Source organism: Vibrio orientalis CIP 102891 = ATCC 33934, assembly GCF_000176235.1.
In the GTDB taxonomy this organism is placed as follows: domain Bacteria; phylum Pseudomonadota; class Gammaproteobacteria; order Enterobacterales; family Vibrionaceae; genus Vibrio; species Vibrio orientalis.
The window spans coordinates 1,877,501-1,891,494 of record NZ_ACZV01000005.1; the positions used below are offsets into that span (position 1 = coordinate 1,877,501).

Here is a 13,994-nt window from a genome sequence, read left to right on the forward strand (position 1 = left end):
ATTACGACTCTTTATTCTTTAAGGTGGCAGTAATACGAATATCCTGACCAACCTGTCTTACATCTTTGACATTGAGATCGATTGTCTCTGCCATTGACTCTAAACCTAACGCACCGAGTAACCCTCTACCATCGCTACCCATGATCTTAGGGGCCAAATAGAGAATAAGCTCATCAACGAGGTTAGCTTTGATAAGGCTACTCGCGAGCGTCGCGCCAGCCTCCACCCATAGGTGATTAATATGGTGCTGTTTTGCTAAGGCAGAAAATGTCGCTGCGAGATCGATCAATTGCTCATCATTGAGTATAGGTTCGAGATCTTGACCTTCTGCGACAATAATTCGCTCGCCCTCAGTACTCATTAACTTGAGATCTGAGGTCAACTGATGGTTTCTATCTAAAATCACTCTAACTGGTTGGCGAAGTTCTTGCTGTGAGTATGCTTCTTGTAACGATAGAGGAAGATCATCCCAGCGCACGTTCAACGAAGCATTATCTTCAATCACTGTTTTGCTGGTTGATAAGATCGCCCCACTCTTAGCGCGATACTTTTGCACGTCTTGCCTTGCTTGTGGTGAGGTAATCCACTGGCTTTGACCATTAGCTAACGCTGTTTGGCCATCGATGCTCGCTGCCATTTTGAGCTGAACAAAAGGCATCCCAGTTTTCATCTGTTTAATGAAAGCGGGATTGAGCGACTCTGCTTGTTGCTCAAGTAAGCCTACTTCAACCGTGATGCCCGCATCACGTAACATTTGAATGCCACGCCCAGCGACTTTGGGATTAGGGTCTTCCATTGCACAAATGACTTTCGCCACTTTGGCTTTAATTAAGCCCTCTGCACAAGGAGGTGTGCGTCCATAGTGGGAGCAAGGCTCTAATGTGACGTAAGCAGTGGCGCCGACCGCTCTGTCACCAGCCATACGCAATGCGTGAACTTCAGCGTGCGGTTCGCCAGCGCGATAATGAAAGCCTTCACCGACAATTTCATCACCTTGAACGATCACACAACCGACATTAGGATTAGGGGCCGTGGTATAGATGCCGCCTTTTGCCAACTCAATAGCACGCGACATCATAGTAAAATCTTGGGGGGTAAATAGTGGCATTGATAACAACCGTTAGTCTTCTAAACGAGCGATCTCTTCGCCAAACTCGCGAATATCTTCAAAGCTACGATAGACAGAGGCAAATCGAATATAGGCAACCTTATCAAGTTCTTTAAGTTGATCCATCACCAAGTTACCAATCATTTCACTTGGTACTTCTCGCTCACCAGTTGCTCGGAGCTGAGACTTAATCATGCTGATCGACACATCCACTGCATCGGCACTCACCGGACGCTTTTCTAATGCGCGCTGAAGACCACCGACCATTTTGTCTTCATTGAATGGTTCGCGGTTGCCGTTAGATTTAATCACTCTTGGCATAACGAGCTCAGCCGTTTCAAAAGTAGTAAAACGCTCGCTACACGCAAGACATTGACGACGACGTCGCACTTGATGGCCATCAGCAACCAGACGAGAATCAATTACTTTAGTATCGTTCTCAGAACAAAAAGGACAATGCATATCACCTCCATATAAGTGAAAGCTAGTGTAGCGGATTTGCTTCAGACAAGAAAACAAAAGGGGCTAGATAGCCCCTTTTTCAATCAATGTTTAACAAGATTTGTTAACTGCGCGGCAAGTAGTTTGCCTTACCGACCCATTTGTAGCTGGTCAACTCTTCCAAGCCCATAGGACCGCGAGCATGCAGCTTCTGCGTAGAGACCGCCACTTCAGCGCCAAGACCAAACTGTGCACCATCAGTGAAACGCGTTGAAGCATTCACATAAACTGCCGCCGAGCCAACAGAGTTAATAAACACTTCTGAGTTTTCTAGGCTGTTGGTCATGATAGCATCTGAGTGGCTCGCATTATGAACGCGCATATGATCAACCGCTTCATGAACGTCAGCAACCACTTTAACGCCTAGCGTGTAGCTTAGCCATTCGGTATCAAAGTCACCTTCGCCAGCATCACGTAGCTCTTTAGCTGTGCTAAGCAGTGCTTTCGCTTTTGGCTCAGCAACCAGCGCAACCTTATCCGCTACACGCTCTGCTAGCATAGGTAAGAACTCTGCGGCTACTTTTTCGTGAACCAATAAAGTATCTAATGAGTTACATGCCGATGGGCGTTGTACTTTTGAGTTTTCAACCACATCCAATGATTTTGCTAGATTAGCACTTTCATCAACGAAGATATGGCTAATACCAAACCCACCAATAATCACAGGGATAGTGCTGTTTTCTTTACACATTTTGTGCAAACCAGCACCACCGCGTGGAATGATCATATCAACATAGTCATCAAGCTTAAGCAGTTGCGAAACAAGCTCACGATCAGGCTTTTCGATGTACTGGACTGATGCCGCAGGCAGACCCGCTTTTGCCAGCGCAGACTGAATCACTTTAACCAGTTCCATGTTAGAGAAGAAGGTCTCTTTACCACCACGTAGGATGCTTGCGTTACCTGTCTTTAGACACAGAGCAGCGATGTCGATCGTTACGTTAGGGCGAGCTTCATAAATCACACCAACCACACCAAGCGGTACACGACGACGTGATAGCGACATACCATTTTCTAGTACTTTACTGTCTAGTTCGCTACCTACAGGATCGTTTAGGCTAATCACGTTACGTACATCGTTAGCAATCCCAGTAAGACGCTCTGGGTTTAGCAATAGTCGATCAAGCAGTGCCTCGGTTAGACCTGCTTCGCGGCCTTGTTCGATATCTTTCGCATTCGCCGCTAAGATATCTTCAGCGTTTGCTTCAAGCTCATCGGCAATAATCGCCAATGCTTGGTTTTTTTGTGCTGTTGATGCTGTTGCCAGTTGGAAAGCCGCTTCTTTTGCAGCTTTACCCATAGAAATCAGTTCCACTTTTCTTTCCTTATTCTTGGATTACGACCATATCGTCACGGTGCAATACTTCATTGCCGTAGTCATAACCTAAAATTCCAATAATATCTTTACTGTGCTTGCCGACAATTTTGGCCATGTCTTGGCTTGAGTAACTGGCGATACCGCGTGCAATCAATTTACCTTGTGTGTCAGTCACGCGTACAACGTCGCCGCGAGCGAACTCGCCGCTCACTTTAGTTAAACCTTTAGCAAGCAGGCTACTGCCCTTACCGACCACAGCGTTAACGGCACCATCATCAATCACAATATCACCTGACGCGGCTGGTCCTGCAAGAATCCAACGCTTACGGTTTTCTAATGCTTCTTCACACGGTAAGAAACGTGTGCCTTGTGGGTTATCACCAAGTGAATCAAACACCACATTTGGCGCGCTACCCGCAGCAATGATGACCTCGATACCTGCGCGACGTGCAATATCTGCCGCTTGCAACTTAGTTGCCATGCCGCCAGTACCTAGCGTGGTACCACTACCACCGGCAATTTTGCGCAGCGTATCGTCAATGGTCTTAACTTCCTTAATCAGCTCGGCATTTGGGTCTTTGCGAGGGTCAGCAGTAAATAAACCTTTTTGGTCAGTCAGTAGCAGCAGCTTATCTGCGCCACACAAAATACCGACTAAAGCAGACAAGTTATCGTTGTCACCCACTTTGATTTCGCTCGTCGCTACCGCATCGTTTTCATTTACGACAGGAATAATGTCGTTTTCGACGAGAGCGTTGATGGTGTCGCGCGCATTAAGGAAGCGTTCACGATCTTCTAAATCAGCACGTGTCAGCAACATTTGACCTATCTTAAGGCCATAAATTGCAAACAGAGATTCCCAGGTTTGAATTAACTGACTTTGACCCACCGCCGCTAAAAGCTGCTTACTTGCCATAGAATTGGGCAGTGCGGGGTATCCTAGGTGTTCACGGCCAGCCGCAATCGCGCCCGACGAAACCATAACCACAGAGTGGCCTTGCTTTTTAAGTTCAGCACACTGACGTACCAGCTCAACCATATGAGCTCGATCCAATGCCAACGTACCACCCGTTAAAACACTTGTACCTAGTTTAACCACGACAGTCTGAGACTGTACGGTATTTCCGCTTTCTTGATTCATTGCCTTTCTACTATGAAAAATATAAAAACCCTCTCAACCTTGTTCTTAATTGATAAGTCACAAAGATTGATTAGACCTGATGTTTTAGCAATCAAATCGAAATTTCACAAGCAGAAAAGGCGCTAAAAAGCGCCTTTTTGGTCTATAGAGGCAAAAGCCTGAGTATTTTAGACGAATTCGACAGATTCCTTGTGAATCGCCAGTGGGATTTCAAACTCTTTTTCGAGAGTTTCAAGCAGCTTTTGGTGAAACACTTCTTGGGTTCGAGTGACATCTTGAATGGCCTTTTTAGGTAGCGCTTTGTCTTGCCACTCCCCTGTCACGTCGTATAAACCTGAGCGGTAACGGGCTTCAAATGCCTCACCATTTTTCTCAAGTTCAAGCCACCAGCCCCAAAACTCGCGCTGCTCTGGTGATTTTTTATCATTGACGCAAACCGATAGGCAATCAAACAAGTAAGAGCCTTCAGAACTTTGTGATTCGCGCAGGTAAGGCCCAATAGCCCTCAGTGTGGTTAACAAGCGATAATGTGTCGGACTTTTTGTCTGTTCAGACATAATGAATCTCCATATTCATTTACTTATTGTTATTCGCGCATACTTCAGGACTAAACAGTCTGGGTAGCTCGTATACATAAGTGTTGTCTAAATTAGTTTAATTGTCATCTAATTAGCTCATCTTCTAACCACTTTATCGCTAAATCGAGGGATTGCTCATAACCTTGTGTAATTGTCTTAGCACTAATTTTCTTCGCTTTTCCGTAGTCGCTGTAAACCGCAACTAACTGGTTATCGCTGTAGGGCGAGACTGGGTCATTTTCTAAACTCATCGCCAAAATCGGCACTCGGGTCTTGCGTCCCGCTAAGATGCCTTGAACCTTTAATGACCAAGCCATCAGTTGCCCTGCGAGACTATGAATGTCGACCGCTGTCTTACCTAATCGAGATGCCAATACATCCAAATACATCTTAGGCATCTGCTTGAGTTTTTCCGGCGAAGAGAGCACATCATGAATCGGCGCCCCAAGTGAGACACAGGCTTTAATTTTATCTTGCTCAAGGAACGAGAGTCGTACCATCGCATTACCGCCAAAGCGGAAACCAATCAAGCCAACTTTATGGTGATCGACATAAGGGATGTGATATAGCTCATTCAGCACTGCCTGATGCAAGCGCGACGTGTCTTCAGTCAAGTTCCAGTGGGTATTGTAACCAATAGAAGGCATATCGACCGTTAACATGGCGATGTTCTTTTTCGCCAAATGGTCACGAAACAGCGCCCATAGATCCGTTTGTAAGCTGTCTAACCCAGCACTGACCATAACGACAGGTTGCGGTTTTTCGGTACTGGTTAAGTGCAAATGAGCGACGATAGTTTTCTTTTGGTATGGGATCTCAATACGTTTGACAATGTATTTGGTTTTATTGCTCGCTTCAGTGTAAGCATTACTGGCAAGCACTTGCGCTTGTGCGGCTAAGTTGTCATTTTTTAGGTGTGGATACCCGGCAATACTAAAACATAGCGATGCGTTAAACATCTCATCTGCCGCATCCTCTCCCTTAAGTTCTGCTGCGCGCTTTTGATGCAGCATCCCCAGTTTCGTCCACTCATAAGTCCAGTTACCACTGTGGTAGCCCATCACGGTATCTAGCCACTGATCGTTGGTACGCGAATGCTTAGAGGCCGCAATTTTGGCCAACACCGCTTCGATCTCTATGGGGTCAAGTCCCTGCCATGACCACTGCATACGACGAAGATTGCGATACCACTTATAGCCATCCTCCTCTAGCTTACCATCAAGAAATGTTTGGCTACTCGGCATATAGCGGGTAAGCCCAGACGTTTCTTTTGCTTGCTTATGATTCGCAAATAAGGTTTCGGAGAGGTTCTTGCTGACTTCCTCTGACATGAGTTCGACCTAAATAAATTATGATTACTAAATAGTAATAAAAAAAATGACCCAAGAAAGGGTCATTTATCAAGAAATAGGTGGGAATTAAGCAAAGAGATTACTTTTGTTTACGATTGATTGGCTCAACGTACTGAATTGACATATCCCATGGTTGCTCAATCCAAGTGTCTTGTGCGATATCAACTACGTAGTCATCTAGTAGTTCAACACCTGCAGGTTTTGCACATACAGCGATCAATTTCGCTTTCGGGTACATGTCGCGAAGTTTACGCGCAGTGTCACCACTGTCCACTAGGTCTTCAACGATTAGGAAACCTTCACCGTCACCTTCTGGTGCTTTCACTACCGTCATATCACGCTGGTGATCATGGTCGTAGCTAGAGATACAAATTGTATCAACGTGACGAATACCTAGTTCACGCGCTAGGATTGCGCCAGGAACAAGACCGCCACGGCTCACAGCCCAAATACCTTTCCACTGCTCTGCTGGCATCTGTTTTTCTGCCAATTCACGACAAAGTGTGTGCATTTGGTCCCAAGTGATAATGAATTTCTTAGCCATTGTAATAACCTAATAATTTGAAAAATCTGCATCCCCGCAAAGCATCTGTAATGAAATGATCGCAATCGGCCAGTTTGGGGGAAAAGCTACGCAAACGTTTATTTTACCGAAAGTGCAGCATAATACCAATGCCATAAATAAAATGTTCAGCACGAATGAACAGTTCAACGCTGGCTATGGGCTAGATTTGATTCTCTAGACAAAAATAATCGCTATAGCAGCCATGACTGCTATAGCGACAATAAATAAACTCTTTTCCAACAAAGAAAAGCAGCGGAGTTGTTAAGTTAAGCCACTAAGTATTTGATAATAAATACCGCAGCTAAGACCCAAACACTCACTGAAACTTCACGACCACGGCCACTTAGCAGTTTAATCGCTGCATAAGAGATAAAGCCAAGTGCAATACCTTCCGCGATAGAGTATGTCAGAGGCATAAGCAGACATGTCACGACAACCGGTGCCGCTTCTGTCAAATCACGCCAGTCTACGCTAACAAGACCAGACATCATTAGAATTGCTACGTAGAAAAGTGCACCTGCTGTCGCGTACGCTGGAATCATCCCCGCTAGCGGCGAGAAAAATAACGCCAGAAGGAATAACACACCAACGACGACTGCTGTTAGACCTGTACGACCACCAGCCGCAACACCTGCTGTGGATTCAACGTAAGAGGTTGTGCTTGAAGTACCTAGCATCGCACCCACTGATGTCGCAGTTGAATCAGCAAGCAGCGCTTTACTTAAGCGAGGAAGCTTACCATCTTCTTTGATTAGGTCAGCTTTCGTTGCAACACCAACCAGCGTGCCTGCTGTATCAAATAGGTCAACAAATAGGAAAGCAAATACAACCGAGATCATGCCAACTTCAAATACGTCAGCGATGTTCATCTGCATTAGCGTTGGAGCAATGCTTGGTGGTGTAGACATTACGCCGCCCCACTGAACGTCACCCATCAGTAGGCCAATCGCAGTGATCACTAGGATTGCAATCATTACAGCGCCACGTACACCACGGTATACCAATGCAATCGTTAAGAAGAAACCGAGCGCAGCAAGTGCTTGTTGTAGACCAGTAATGTCACCAAGGCTTACCAAGGTCGCTGGGTTATCAACAACAATGCCAGAGTTTTGCAGACCGATAAACGCCAGGAAAAGACCAATACCCGCCGAAATACCCGTTCTTAAAGACATTGGGATCGAGTTAATGATCCATTCACGTACCTTAAATACACTCAGTGCCATAAAGATGACACCCGATACGAAAACCGCTCCGAGCGCTACTTGCCATGAGTGCCCCATGCCAAGAACAACACCGTAAGTGAAGAATGCGTTCAGACCCATACCCGGTGCTAAAGCGATTGGGTAGTTAGCGACAAAACCCATGATGAAACAGCCAATTGCTGCAGCAAGACAGGTAGCAACAAACACTGCACCTTTGTCCATACCTGCATCAGCAAGCATCGCTGGGTTAACAAAGATGATGTAAGCCATCGTTAAGAAGGTAGTGATACCTGCGATGATCTCAGTTTTGACTGTCGTGCCATTTTCACTGAGCTTGAATAGTTTTTCGAACATAATCGAATCCTAAAAAGGTAAAAAGTAAACGGTTGCGTAATCGATTGGCGGGAATTATAATGTCATCAAATAGTAAATTCCAGATAGAATTAAGACTCTAACTAATATTTCTAATTGTAAAAGGGAAATTCAATCGATTACATTGCCCAAAAAACCAGTAAAAAGGCCTACTTATCAGCAACTAAGATTAAAATTAACTTTTGAGAGAAAAAGGTGTTTTTTTGTGCAGTGTTGCAAACTTACAAGTGACCAAATGGCAAATGTTCGGCGTGCAATATGAGTTTATGCGAATAAAATTACAGTAAGAAGAGCTAGCTAAGGAAAGCACAAAGTTAAGATATACAGATATGCTATTTTTCAGATAAAAAAACGCCACTCAATTTGAGTGGCGGTTGAATCATGTCAGCAAGAATTAAGCTGCTGAAAAAAAATTCCAATAATAGGGGTGAACATACTCTGTTCGAGAGTCACAAACCTCGGATTAGTAACCAAAGCTTGTTGGATAAGTAAACGTACCTGTGTAAACAGAGCTGTTTAGCCAGAACGCTGCACTTGGTAAACCTTTCATAACTATCACCTTCTAAATCAATTAAAACAGATTACAAATATTGATTTCTCGGTTCCTTGGAGGCGACAAATCGGACTCATCCTTTGAGCATTTTCTCTTCGCTTTCGAAGTTGGTTACTAATATACCCCAAAGAAAATTAATTACAACCTTTTGCGTGACAAATATCACATAAACTTCATAAATTGACTTCAATCAAATTTAAAGTGTAATTAAATTACAGAATCATCAGCCTGGTGACGGTGTTTTCTACAAAAGTTACGAACTTAGGTGCGTAAACGTTTTCGCGAAAAATACCCAATATGTGATTGCCCTTTTGCTTTCGATTTCTCTTTTACTACTACCTAAAGGTCTGTAGTGCTATGCTGTGGCCTCTATTTAATAGGTCAGATTTAGCTTTTTGTTCTGCCCGTACAACCGCGCTGCACAACAAAATCTGGCATTATTCTTTTTAAGGAGTCATCCGTGTCTGAATTCCATTCTGAAATCAGCAACTTATCACCTGCTCCACTATGGCAGTTTTTCGATAAGATTTGTTCTATCCCTCACCCTTCTAAACATGAAGAAGCGCTAGCACAGTACATTGTGAAATGGGCAACAGAGCAAGGCCTACCAGTTCGCCGTGATCCAACAGGCAACGTTTTCATTAAAAAGCCGGCAACGCCGGGTATGGAAAACAAAAAGGGTGTCGTTCTACAAGCGCACATCGATATGGTGCCACAAAAGAATGAAGACACGGATCATGACTTCACTAAAGATCCTATCCAACCATACATTGATGGTGAATGGGTTACCGCTAAAGGCACAACCCTAGGTGCAGACAACGGCATGGGTATGGCTTCTTGTCTAGCTGTTCTGGCATCAACTGAGATCAAGCATGGTCCAATCGAAGTACTACTCACTATCGATGAAGAAGCAGGCATGACCGGTGCATTTGGTCTTGAAGCAGGTTGGTTAGAAGGCGATATCCTTCTTAATACTGACTCAGAGCAAGAAGGCGAAGTCTACATGGGCTGTGCTGGCGGCATTGATGGCGAAATGACTTTTGACATCAAACGTGAAGCAATCCCTGCAGGTTATGTGACTCGCCAGCTGATCCTTAAAGGCCTAAAAGGCGGTCACTCTGGCTGTGATATTCACACTGGTCGTGGTAACGCCAACAAGCTAGTTGCACGTTTCCTAGCGGGTCACGCACAAGAGCTCGATCTTCGCCTAGTTGAATTCCGCGGTGGTAGCCTACGTAATGCGATTCCTCGCGAAGCGTTTATCACGGTCGCTGTCCCTGCTGAAAACGAAGCTAAACTTGCAGAGCTGTTTGAGTTCTACACTAACCTGCTTAAAACAGAGCTAGGTAAAGTGGAAACTGACATTGTTTCTTTCAATGAAGCTATCAAAACCGACACACAAGTTTTAGTCGTTGCTGACCAACAACGCTTTATTGCTGCGCTAAACGCATGTCCAAATGGCGTGATTCGCATGAGCGATGAAATCGAAGGTGTGGTTGAGACTTCTCTTAACGTTGGTGTTATCACAACTGAAGAGAATCAGATTCAAGTGCTATGCCTAGTACGCTCACTGATTGACTCTGGTCGCCAGCAAGTAGAAGGCATGTTAGCTTCTGTTGCTGAGCTAGCGGGTGCACAGATTGAATTCTCTGGTGCTTACCCAGGTTGGAAGCCAGACGCGGATTCTGAAATCATGGCTATCTTCCGTGACATGTATGAAGGCATCTACGGCCACAAACCAAACATCATGGTGATTCACGCCGGTCTTGAGTGTGGTTTATTTAAAGAACCTTACCCGAACATGGATATGGTTTCTTTCGGCCCGACCATCAAGTTCCCTCACTCTCCTGATGAGAAAGTGAAGATTGATACTGTCGCCCTATTCTGGGATCAAATGGTTGCGCTATTAGAAGCGATTCCTGACAAAGCCTAAGTCAATATAAAAAAAGCCGAGCTATCACTAGCTCGGCTTTTTTATCACTTACATGCGCTTTATGCTTGAGTCGCTAAATAATCTTCAAGCTCTTGCAGGCTAGTTTCAGCGACTAATTCCCCGTCAATAAAGTAAGAAACCTCCTCGCCCTCTTTGACCCCAATAAGGGTAGCGCGCTCACCATTGTCATAGGTGATATCCATTTGGATCGTGTTTGCATCCAAAGAGAGCATGTGACCACGCTCAATAGTGCGATATTGGCTGATTGGGGCGATTGGTGCTTCTTTCAACGAATCATCCAGATCATCATTAATATCAATCATGGTTTCCGTCTTGGTATCGAAAATGTGTGGCTTACCATTTAGTGGGTTTTTACCTGTCCAAAACTCGAGCGAGTTAAAAATTAAATAATCCGCCGCGACAGTAATACCGTACACAGGTGCAAGTAACATGTTTAGGCCGCCCCTAGCATAACGGTTATCGACAGCTTCAACGTTAAACTTCATCAGCATTCCCGTGACAGCATTACTACCTACACAACCAGATAAGCTAATTGCAACCGCCGACAACGCCACTACTTTTGCTATTGTTGTTTTCATAAATCCCTCTAACTATTGACGATAATGTTCATCAACAACTTTAGCGCACTTGTTAAGTTGCATATGTTATAGACGTCAATAACCTATGATTAATCCTAAGAATTGGGCTTACAGTCCCAAATTTTAGACGCTTACTTTCTCACCATTATCGATAAATTAAATTTGTCGTCATGGACATTTTATTTCGTTAGTCAGTAGCCAACGTGACTGATACAGTCCGCCTCCTTGAAGCTTCTTGGGCTCATCACAAACGCCCTCTTCAAGCGATAACTCAAATTTAAATAAACATTTTAAGTTGTATCGGTGGACTGAGTTTATCCCTAACTGAGTCTGTAATTCTCTCTAATAAAATTTGTACTGCGATGAAAGAAAAACTATTAGTCGGTTGGCGAGAAACTCTTAGCCTGCCAGGTTTAGGTATTAGTGAAATTAATGCAAAAATTGATACCGGAGCCAGGACGTCTTGTTTACACGCGTTCAAAGTAGAGAGCTTTAAGAAGGACGAAGCTCTATGGGTCCGCTTCTGGATTCACCCAAAACAACACGACACGGATTTCGAAAAAGTTTGTGAAGCTAAAGTAATTGATGAGCGCACTGTGCGCGACTCAGGTGGTCATGAAGAGTCACGTTATGTGATCGAATCTGAACTGAGCATTGGCGGAAAAAGTTGGCCAATTGAAATTACTTTAACTAATCGCGAAAACATGGCTTTTCGCATGTTATTAGGTCGCACTGCAATGCACGATCGCATCATTGTCGACCCTGTTGAATCGTTTTTAGTCCCTTTCGAGGAAAGCAAATAATGAAAATTGGTATTCTGTCTCGCAACGCGAACCTGTACTCAACCAAGCGTCTAATTGAAGCGGCAGAAAGCCGTGGTCACGAAGTAAAGGTGATTGATGCGCTACGTTGTTACATGAATATCAACTCAGAAAAACCAGAGATCCACTTCAAAGGTGAAGAGCTGTCTGGCTTTGATGCGATTGTTCCTCGAATCGGTGCGTCAGTAACATTCTACGGCACTGCGGTATTACGTCAGTTCGAAATGATGGGTGTGTACCCAGTTAACGAATCAGTAGCGATCACTCGTTCTCGTGACAAACTGCGCTCAATGCAGTTGCTATCGCGTAAAGGTATCGGTATGCCAATCACTGGCTTTGCTAGCAAGCCTGATGACGTAAAAGATCTACTTGAAATGGTAGGTGGCGCGCCAGTAGTGATCAAACTACTTGAAGGTACTCAAGGCATCGGTGTGGTTCTGGCTGAAACTCGTAAAGCAGCAGAAAGCGTTGTAGAAGCTTTCATGGGCCTAAAAGCAAACATCATGGTGCAAGAGTACATCAAGGAAGCTGGCGGTGCTGATATTCGCTGCTTCGTACTTGGTGACAAAGTGATTGCAGCCATGAAGCGTCAAGGTGCTGAAGGTGAGTTCCGCTCAAACCTACACCGTGGTGGTAGTGCATCTTTAATTAAGATCACTCCAGAAGAGCGCCGTACTGCGGTAGCGGCTGCGAAGATAATGGGTCTAAATGTGGCTGGGGTGGATCTCCTAAGATCAGACCGCGGTCCATTAGTCATGGAAGTAAACTCATCTCCAGGTCTTGAAGGTATTGAGGCCGCAACTGGTAAAGACATTGCTGGAATGATTGTCGAATTTATTGAGAAGAATGCGGCAAGCAAAAGGACTAAAACTCGTGGCAAAGGCTAAGAACAATAGCGCATTTGAATTTCTCGGCGAGTCTATCTCGCCGGGAGAACGTAAGGTTGTTGAGTTAGAAGCTGCCAAGCTCTATACCCATTCACCTTTATCGATCCCGGTTGAGATCATCAATGGTAAACAAGCAGGACCTGTCTTAATGGTCAACGCTGCTATCCATGGTGATGAACTCAACGGCGTTGAAATTGTACGACAGTTGATCAACACCATTGACGCTAACAAGCTCAAAGGTACTGTGATCGCTGTGCCAATCGTCAACGTATTTGGCTTTATTCATAAATCGCGTTACCTACCGGATCGACGCGATCTAAACCGCTGCTTCCCAGGAAGTGAGAAAGGCTCGCTGGCTTCACGCATGGCGAATACTTTCTTCTCTCAGGTTGCTAAGCGCTGTGATTACATTCTGGACTTACACACGGGTGCGATTCACCGCACTAACCTGCCGCAAATTCGAGCAGATTTAAGTAACCCAGAAACACTTCGTATTGCTCAGGCGTTTGCTACGCCAGTGATAGTCGATGCTCCACTACGTGATGGTTCTCTGCGTAGCGAAGCTGAACGCCTGGGCATTCCGGTTCTGACATACGAAGCAGGCGAAGCATTGCGCTTTGAGCCTATTTGTATCAGTGCTGGTTTCATTGGTGTACAACGTGTAATGCAGGCGATTGGCATGCTGCGTTCAAGCCGTAAAAAGTTGCCAACACCTGTGATTGCAAAATCCACTAGCTGGCTACGTGCTGAAAGTGATGGCATCTTACGTACTGTTGTAACACTGGGTGAGAAAGTTGAAAAAGGCCAAGTTCTGGCGTATATCAGCGCCCCACTCGGTCACAGTGAGATTGAACTTACTGCTCGCAAAGGCGGTATTGTTATCGGTCAACAGACACTACCTTTGGTAAACGAAGGCGACGCAATCTTCCACTTAGCTTACTTTGAGCAAGATGATGAAGAAGTTGAACAAGTGGTTGAGGAGTTCATTGAAGAGGTCACTGACCTTGACGTTGATCCATTAACGACTGGTCAAATCAACACGCCTGCTCAGTAAACTGAAGCTG

14 protein-coding genes are annotated in these 13,994 nt (G+C 44.9%); 4 read left to right on the forward strand and 10 right to left on the reverse strand.

The features are described from left to right. Position 1: 1 nt before the first annotated feature. The 9 genes from ribD to vcdP all read right to left on the reverse strand — a co-directional run bounded on the left by ribD (position 2) and on the right by vcdP (position 8,687). Positions 2-1,108 carry a bifunctional diaminohydroxyphosphoribosylaminopyrimidine deaminase/5-amino-6-(5-phosphoribosylamino)uracil reductase RibD gene (gene ribD / locus VIA_RS19275; protein WP_004415279.1) on the reverse strand — a complete coding sequence of 369 codons (1,107 nt, stop codon included), beginning with the start codon at positions 1,106-1,108 and terminating at the stop codon, positions 2-4. Positions 1,109-1,120: 12 nt separating this feature from the next. After that, positions 1,121-1,570, reverse strand: a complete 450-nt coding sequence (nrdR, locus tag VIA_RS19280) for a transcriptional regulator NrdR (RefSeq protein ID WP_004415280.1) — start codon at positions 1,568-1,570, stop codon at positions 1,121-1,123. A gap of 103 nt (positions 1,571-1,673) precedes the next feature. Beyond that, the gene (locus tag VIA_RS19285; RefSeq protein ID WP_004415282.1) at positions 1,674-2,924 is read right to left on the reverse strand and encodes a glutamate-5-semialdehyde dehydrogenase; all 1,251 of its coding nucleotides are present in this window, start codon (positions 2,922-2,924) and stop codon (positions 1,674-1,676) included. A 10-nt stretch (positions 2,925-2,934) separates the two neighbouring features. Beyond that, positions 2,935-4,068, reverse strand: a complete 1,134-nt coding sequence (proB, locus tag VIA_RS19290) for a glutamate 5-kinase (RefSeq protein ID WP_004417343.1) — start codon at positions 4,066-4,068, stop codon at positions 2,935-2,937. 167 nt (positions 4,069-4,235) lie between these two features. After that, entirely contained in the window at positions 4,236-4,625 is a 390-nt protein-coding gene (gene crl, locus VIA_RS19295; protein WP_004417345.1) for a sigma factor-binding protein Crl, read from the reverse strand. A 104-nt stretch (positions 4,626-4,729) separates the two neighbouring features. After that, a complete protein-coding gene (frsA, locus tag VIA_RS19300; protein ID WP_004415287.1) occupies positions 4,730-5,977 on the reverse strand; it encodes an esterase FrsA in 1,248 nt (415 codons plus the stop codon). A 100-nt stretch (positions 5,978-6,077) separates the two neighbouring features. Further along, complete coding sequence (gene gpt, locus VIA_RS19305; protein ID WP_004415289.1) at positions 6,078-6,542, reverse strand: xanthine phosphoribosyltransferase; 465 nt, start codon at positions 6,540-6,542, stop codon at positions 6,078-6,080. 287 nt (positions 6,543-6,829) lie between these two features. Next, the gene (locus VIA_RS19310; protein ID WP_004415291.1) at positions 6,830-8,119 is read right to left on the reverse strand and encodes an NCS2 family permease; all 1,290 of its coding nucleotides are present in this window, start codon (positions 8,117-8,119) and stop codon (positions 6,830-6,832) included. A gap of 481 nt (positions 8,120-8,600) precedes the next feature. Then, on the reverse strand, positions 8,601-8,687 hold the full coding sequence (vcdP, locus tag VIA_RS22670) for a small protein VcdP (RefSeq protein ID WP_483050720.1): 87 nt from the start codon (positions 8,685-8,687) through the stop codon (positions 8,601-8,603). A 463-nt stretch (positions 8,688-9,150) separates the two neighbouring features. Between vcdP and VIA_RS19315 the strand changes: the two genes are divergently transcribed. Beyond that, positions 9,151-10,623, forward strand: a complete 1,473-nt coding sequence (locus VIA_RS19315) for an aminoacyl-histidine dipeptidase (RefSeq protein WP_004415293.1) — start codon at positions 9,151-9,153, stop codon at positions 10,621-10,623. Between the two features lie 59 nt (positions 10,624-10,682). On the opposite strand, the gene VIA_RS19320 is transcribed toward VIA_RS19315, so the two are convergent. Beyond that, the gene (locus VIA_RS19320; protein ID WP_004415295.1) at positions 10,683-11,222 is read right to left on the reverse strand and encodes a DUF3332 domain-containing protein; all 540 of its coding nucleotides are present in this window, start codon (positions 11,220-11,222) and stop codon (positions 10,683-10,685) included. A 362-nt stretch (positions 11,223-11,584) separates the two neighbouring features. Here VIA_RS19320 and VIA_RS19325 point away from each other — a divergent pair, with 362 nt between their 5' ends. Genes VIA_RS19325 through VIA_RS19335 form a run of 3 tightly spaced genes read left to right on the forward strand, consistent with a single transcriptional unit; the run spans position 11,585 to position 13,984 of the window. After that, positions 11,585-12,025 (forward strand): ATP-dependent zinc protease family protein, encoded by a 441-nt coding sequence (locus VIA_RS19325; protein WP_004415297.1) that lies wholly within the window; start codon positions 11,585-11,587, stop codon positions 12,023-12,025. Further along, positions 12,025-12,930 (forward strand): 30S ribosomal protein S6--L-glutamate ligase, encoded by a 906-nt coding sequence (gene rimK / locus VIA_RS19330; protein WP_004415299.1) that lies wholly within the window; start codon positions 12,025-12,027, stop codon positions 12,928-12,930. Before VIA_RS19325 ends, rimK begins: the two co-directional genes overlap by 1 nt. Further along, the gene (locus VIA_RS19335; protein ID WP_004417846.1) at positions 12,890-13,984 is read left to right on the forward strand and encodes a succinylglutamate desuccinylase/aspartoacylase family protein; all 1,095 of its coding nucleotides are present in this window, start codon (positions 12,890-12,892) and stop codon (positions 13,982-13,984) included. Before rimK ends, VIA_RS19335 begins: the two co-directional genes overlap by 41 nt. Positions 13,985-13,994 lie beyond the last annotated feature (10 nt).

Excerpts from the sequence above, each read along its gene's own strand:
- ribD (WP_004415279.1), bottom strand. The coding sequence starts at position 1,108 with ATGCCACTATTTACCCCCCAAGATTTTACTATGATGTCGCGTGCTATT.
- nrdR (WP_004415280.1), bottom strand. The coding sequence starts at position 1,570 with ATGCATTGTCCTTTTTGTTCTGAGAACGATACTAAAGTAATTGATTCT.
- proB (WP_004417343.1), bottom strand. The coding sequence starts at position 4,068 with ATGAATCAAGAAAGCGGAAATACCGTACAGTCTCAGACTGTCGTGGTT.
- crl (WP_004417345.1), bottom strand. The coding sequence starts at position 4,625 with ATGTCTGAACAGACAAAAAGTCCGACACATTATCGCTTGTTAACCACA.
- frsA (WP_004415287.1), bottom strand. The coding sequence starts at position 5,977 with ATGTCAGAGGAAGTCAGCAAGAACCTCTCCGAAACCTTATTTGCGAAT.
- gpt (WP_004415289.1), bottom strand. The coding sequence starts at position 6,542 with ATGGCTAAGAAATTCATTATCACTTGGGACCAAATGCACACACTTTGT.
- VIA_RS19310 (WP_004415291.1), bottom strand. The coding sequence starts at position 8,119 with ATGTTCGAAAAACTATTCAAGCTCAGTGAAAATGGCACGACAGTCAAA.
- vcdP (WP_483050720.1), bottom strand. The coding sequence starts at position 8,687 with ATGAAAGGTTTACCAAGTGCAGCGTTCTGGCTAAACAGCTCTGTTTAC.
- VIA_RS19320 (WP_004415295.1), bottom strand. The coding sequence starts at position 11,222 with ATGAAAACAACAATAGCAAAAGTAGTGGCGTTGTCGGCGGTTGCAATT.
- VIA_RS19325 (WP_004415297.1), top strand. The coding sequence starts at position 11,585 with ATGAAAGAAAAACTATTAGTCGGTTGGCGAGAAACTCTTAGCCTGCCA.
- rimK (WP_004415299.1), top strand. The coding sequence starts at position 12,025 with ATGAAAATTGGTATTCTGTCTCGCAACGCGAACCTGTACTCAACCAAG.
- VIA_RS19335 (WP_004417846.1), top strand. The coding sequence starts at position 12,890 with ATGCGGCAAGCAAAAGGACTAAAACTCGTGGCAAAGGCTAAGAACAAT.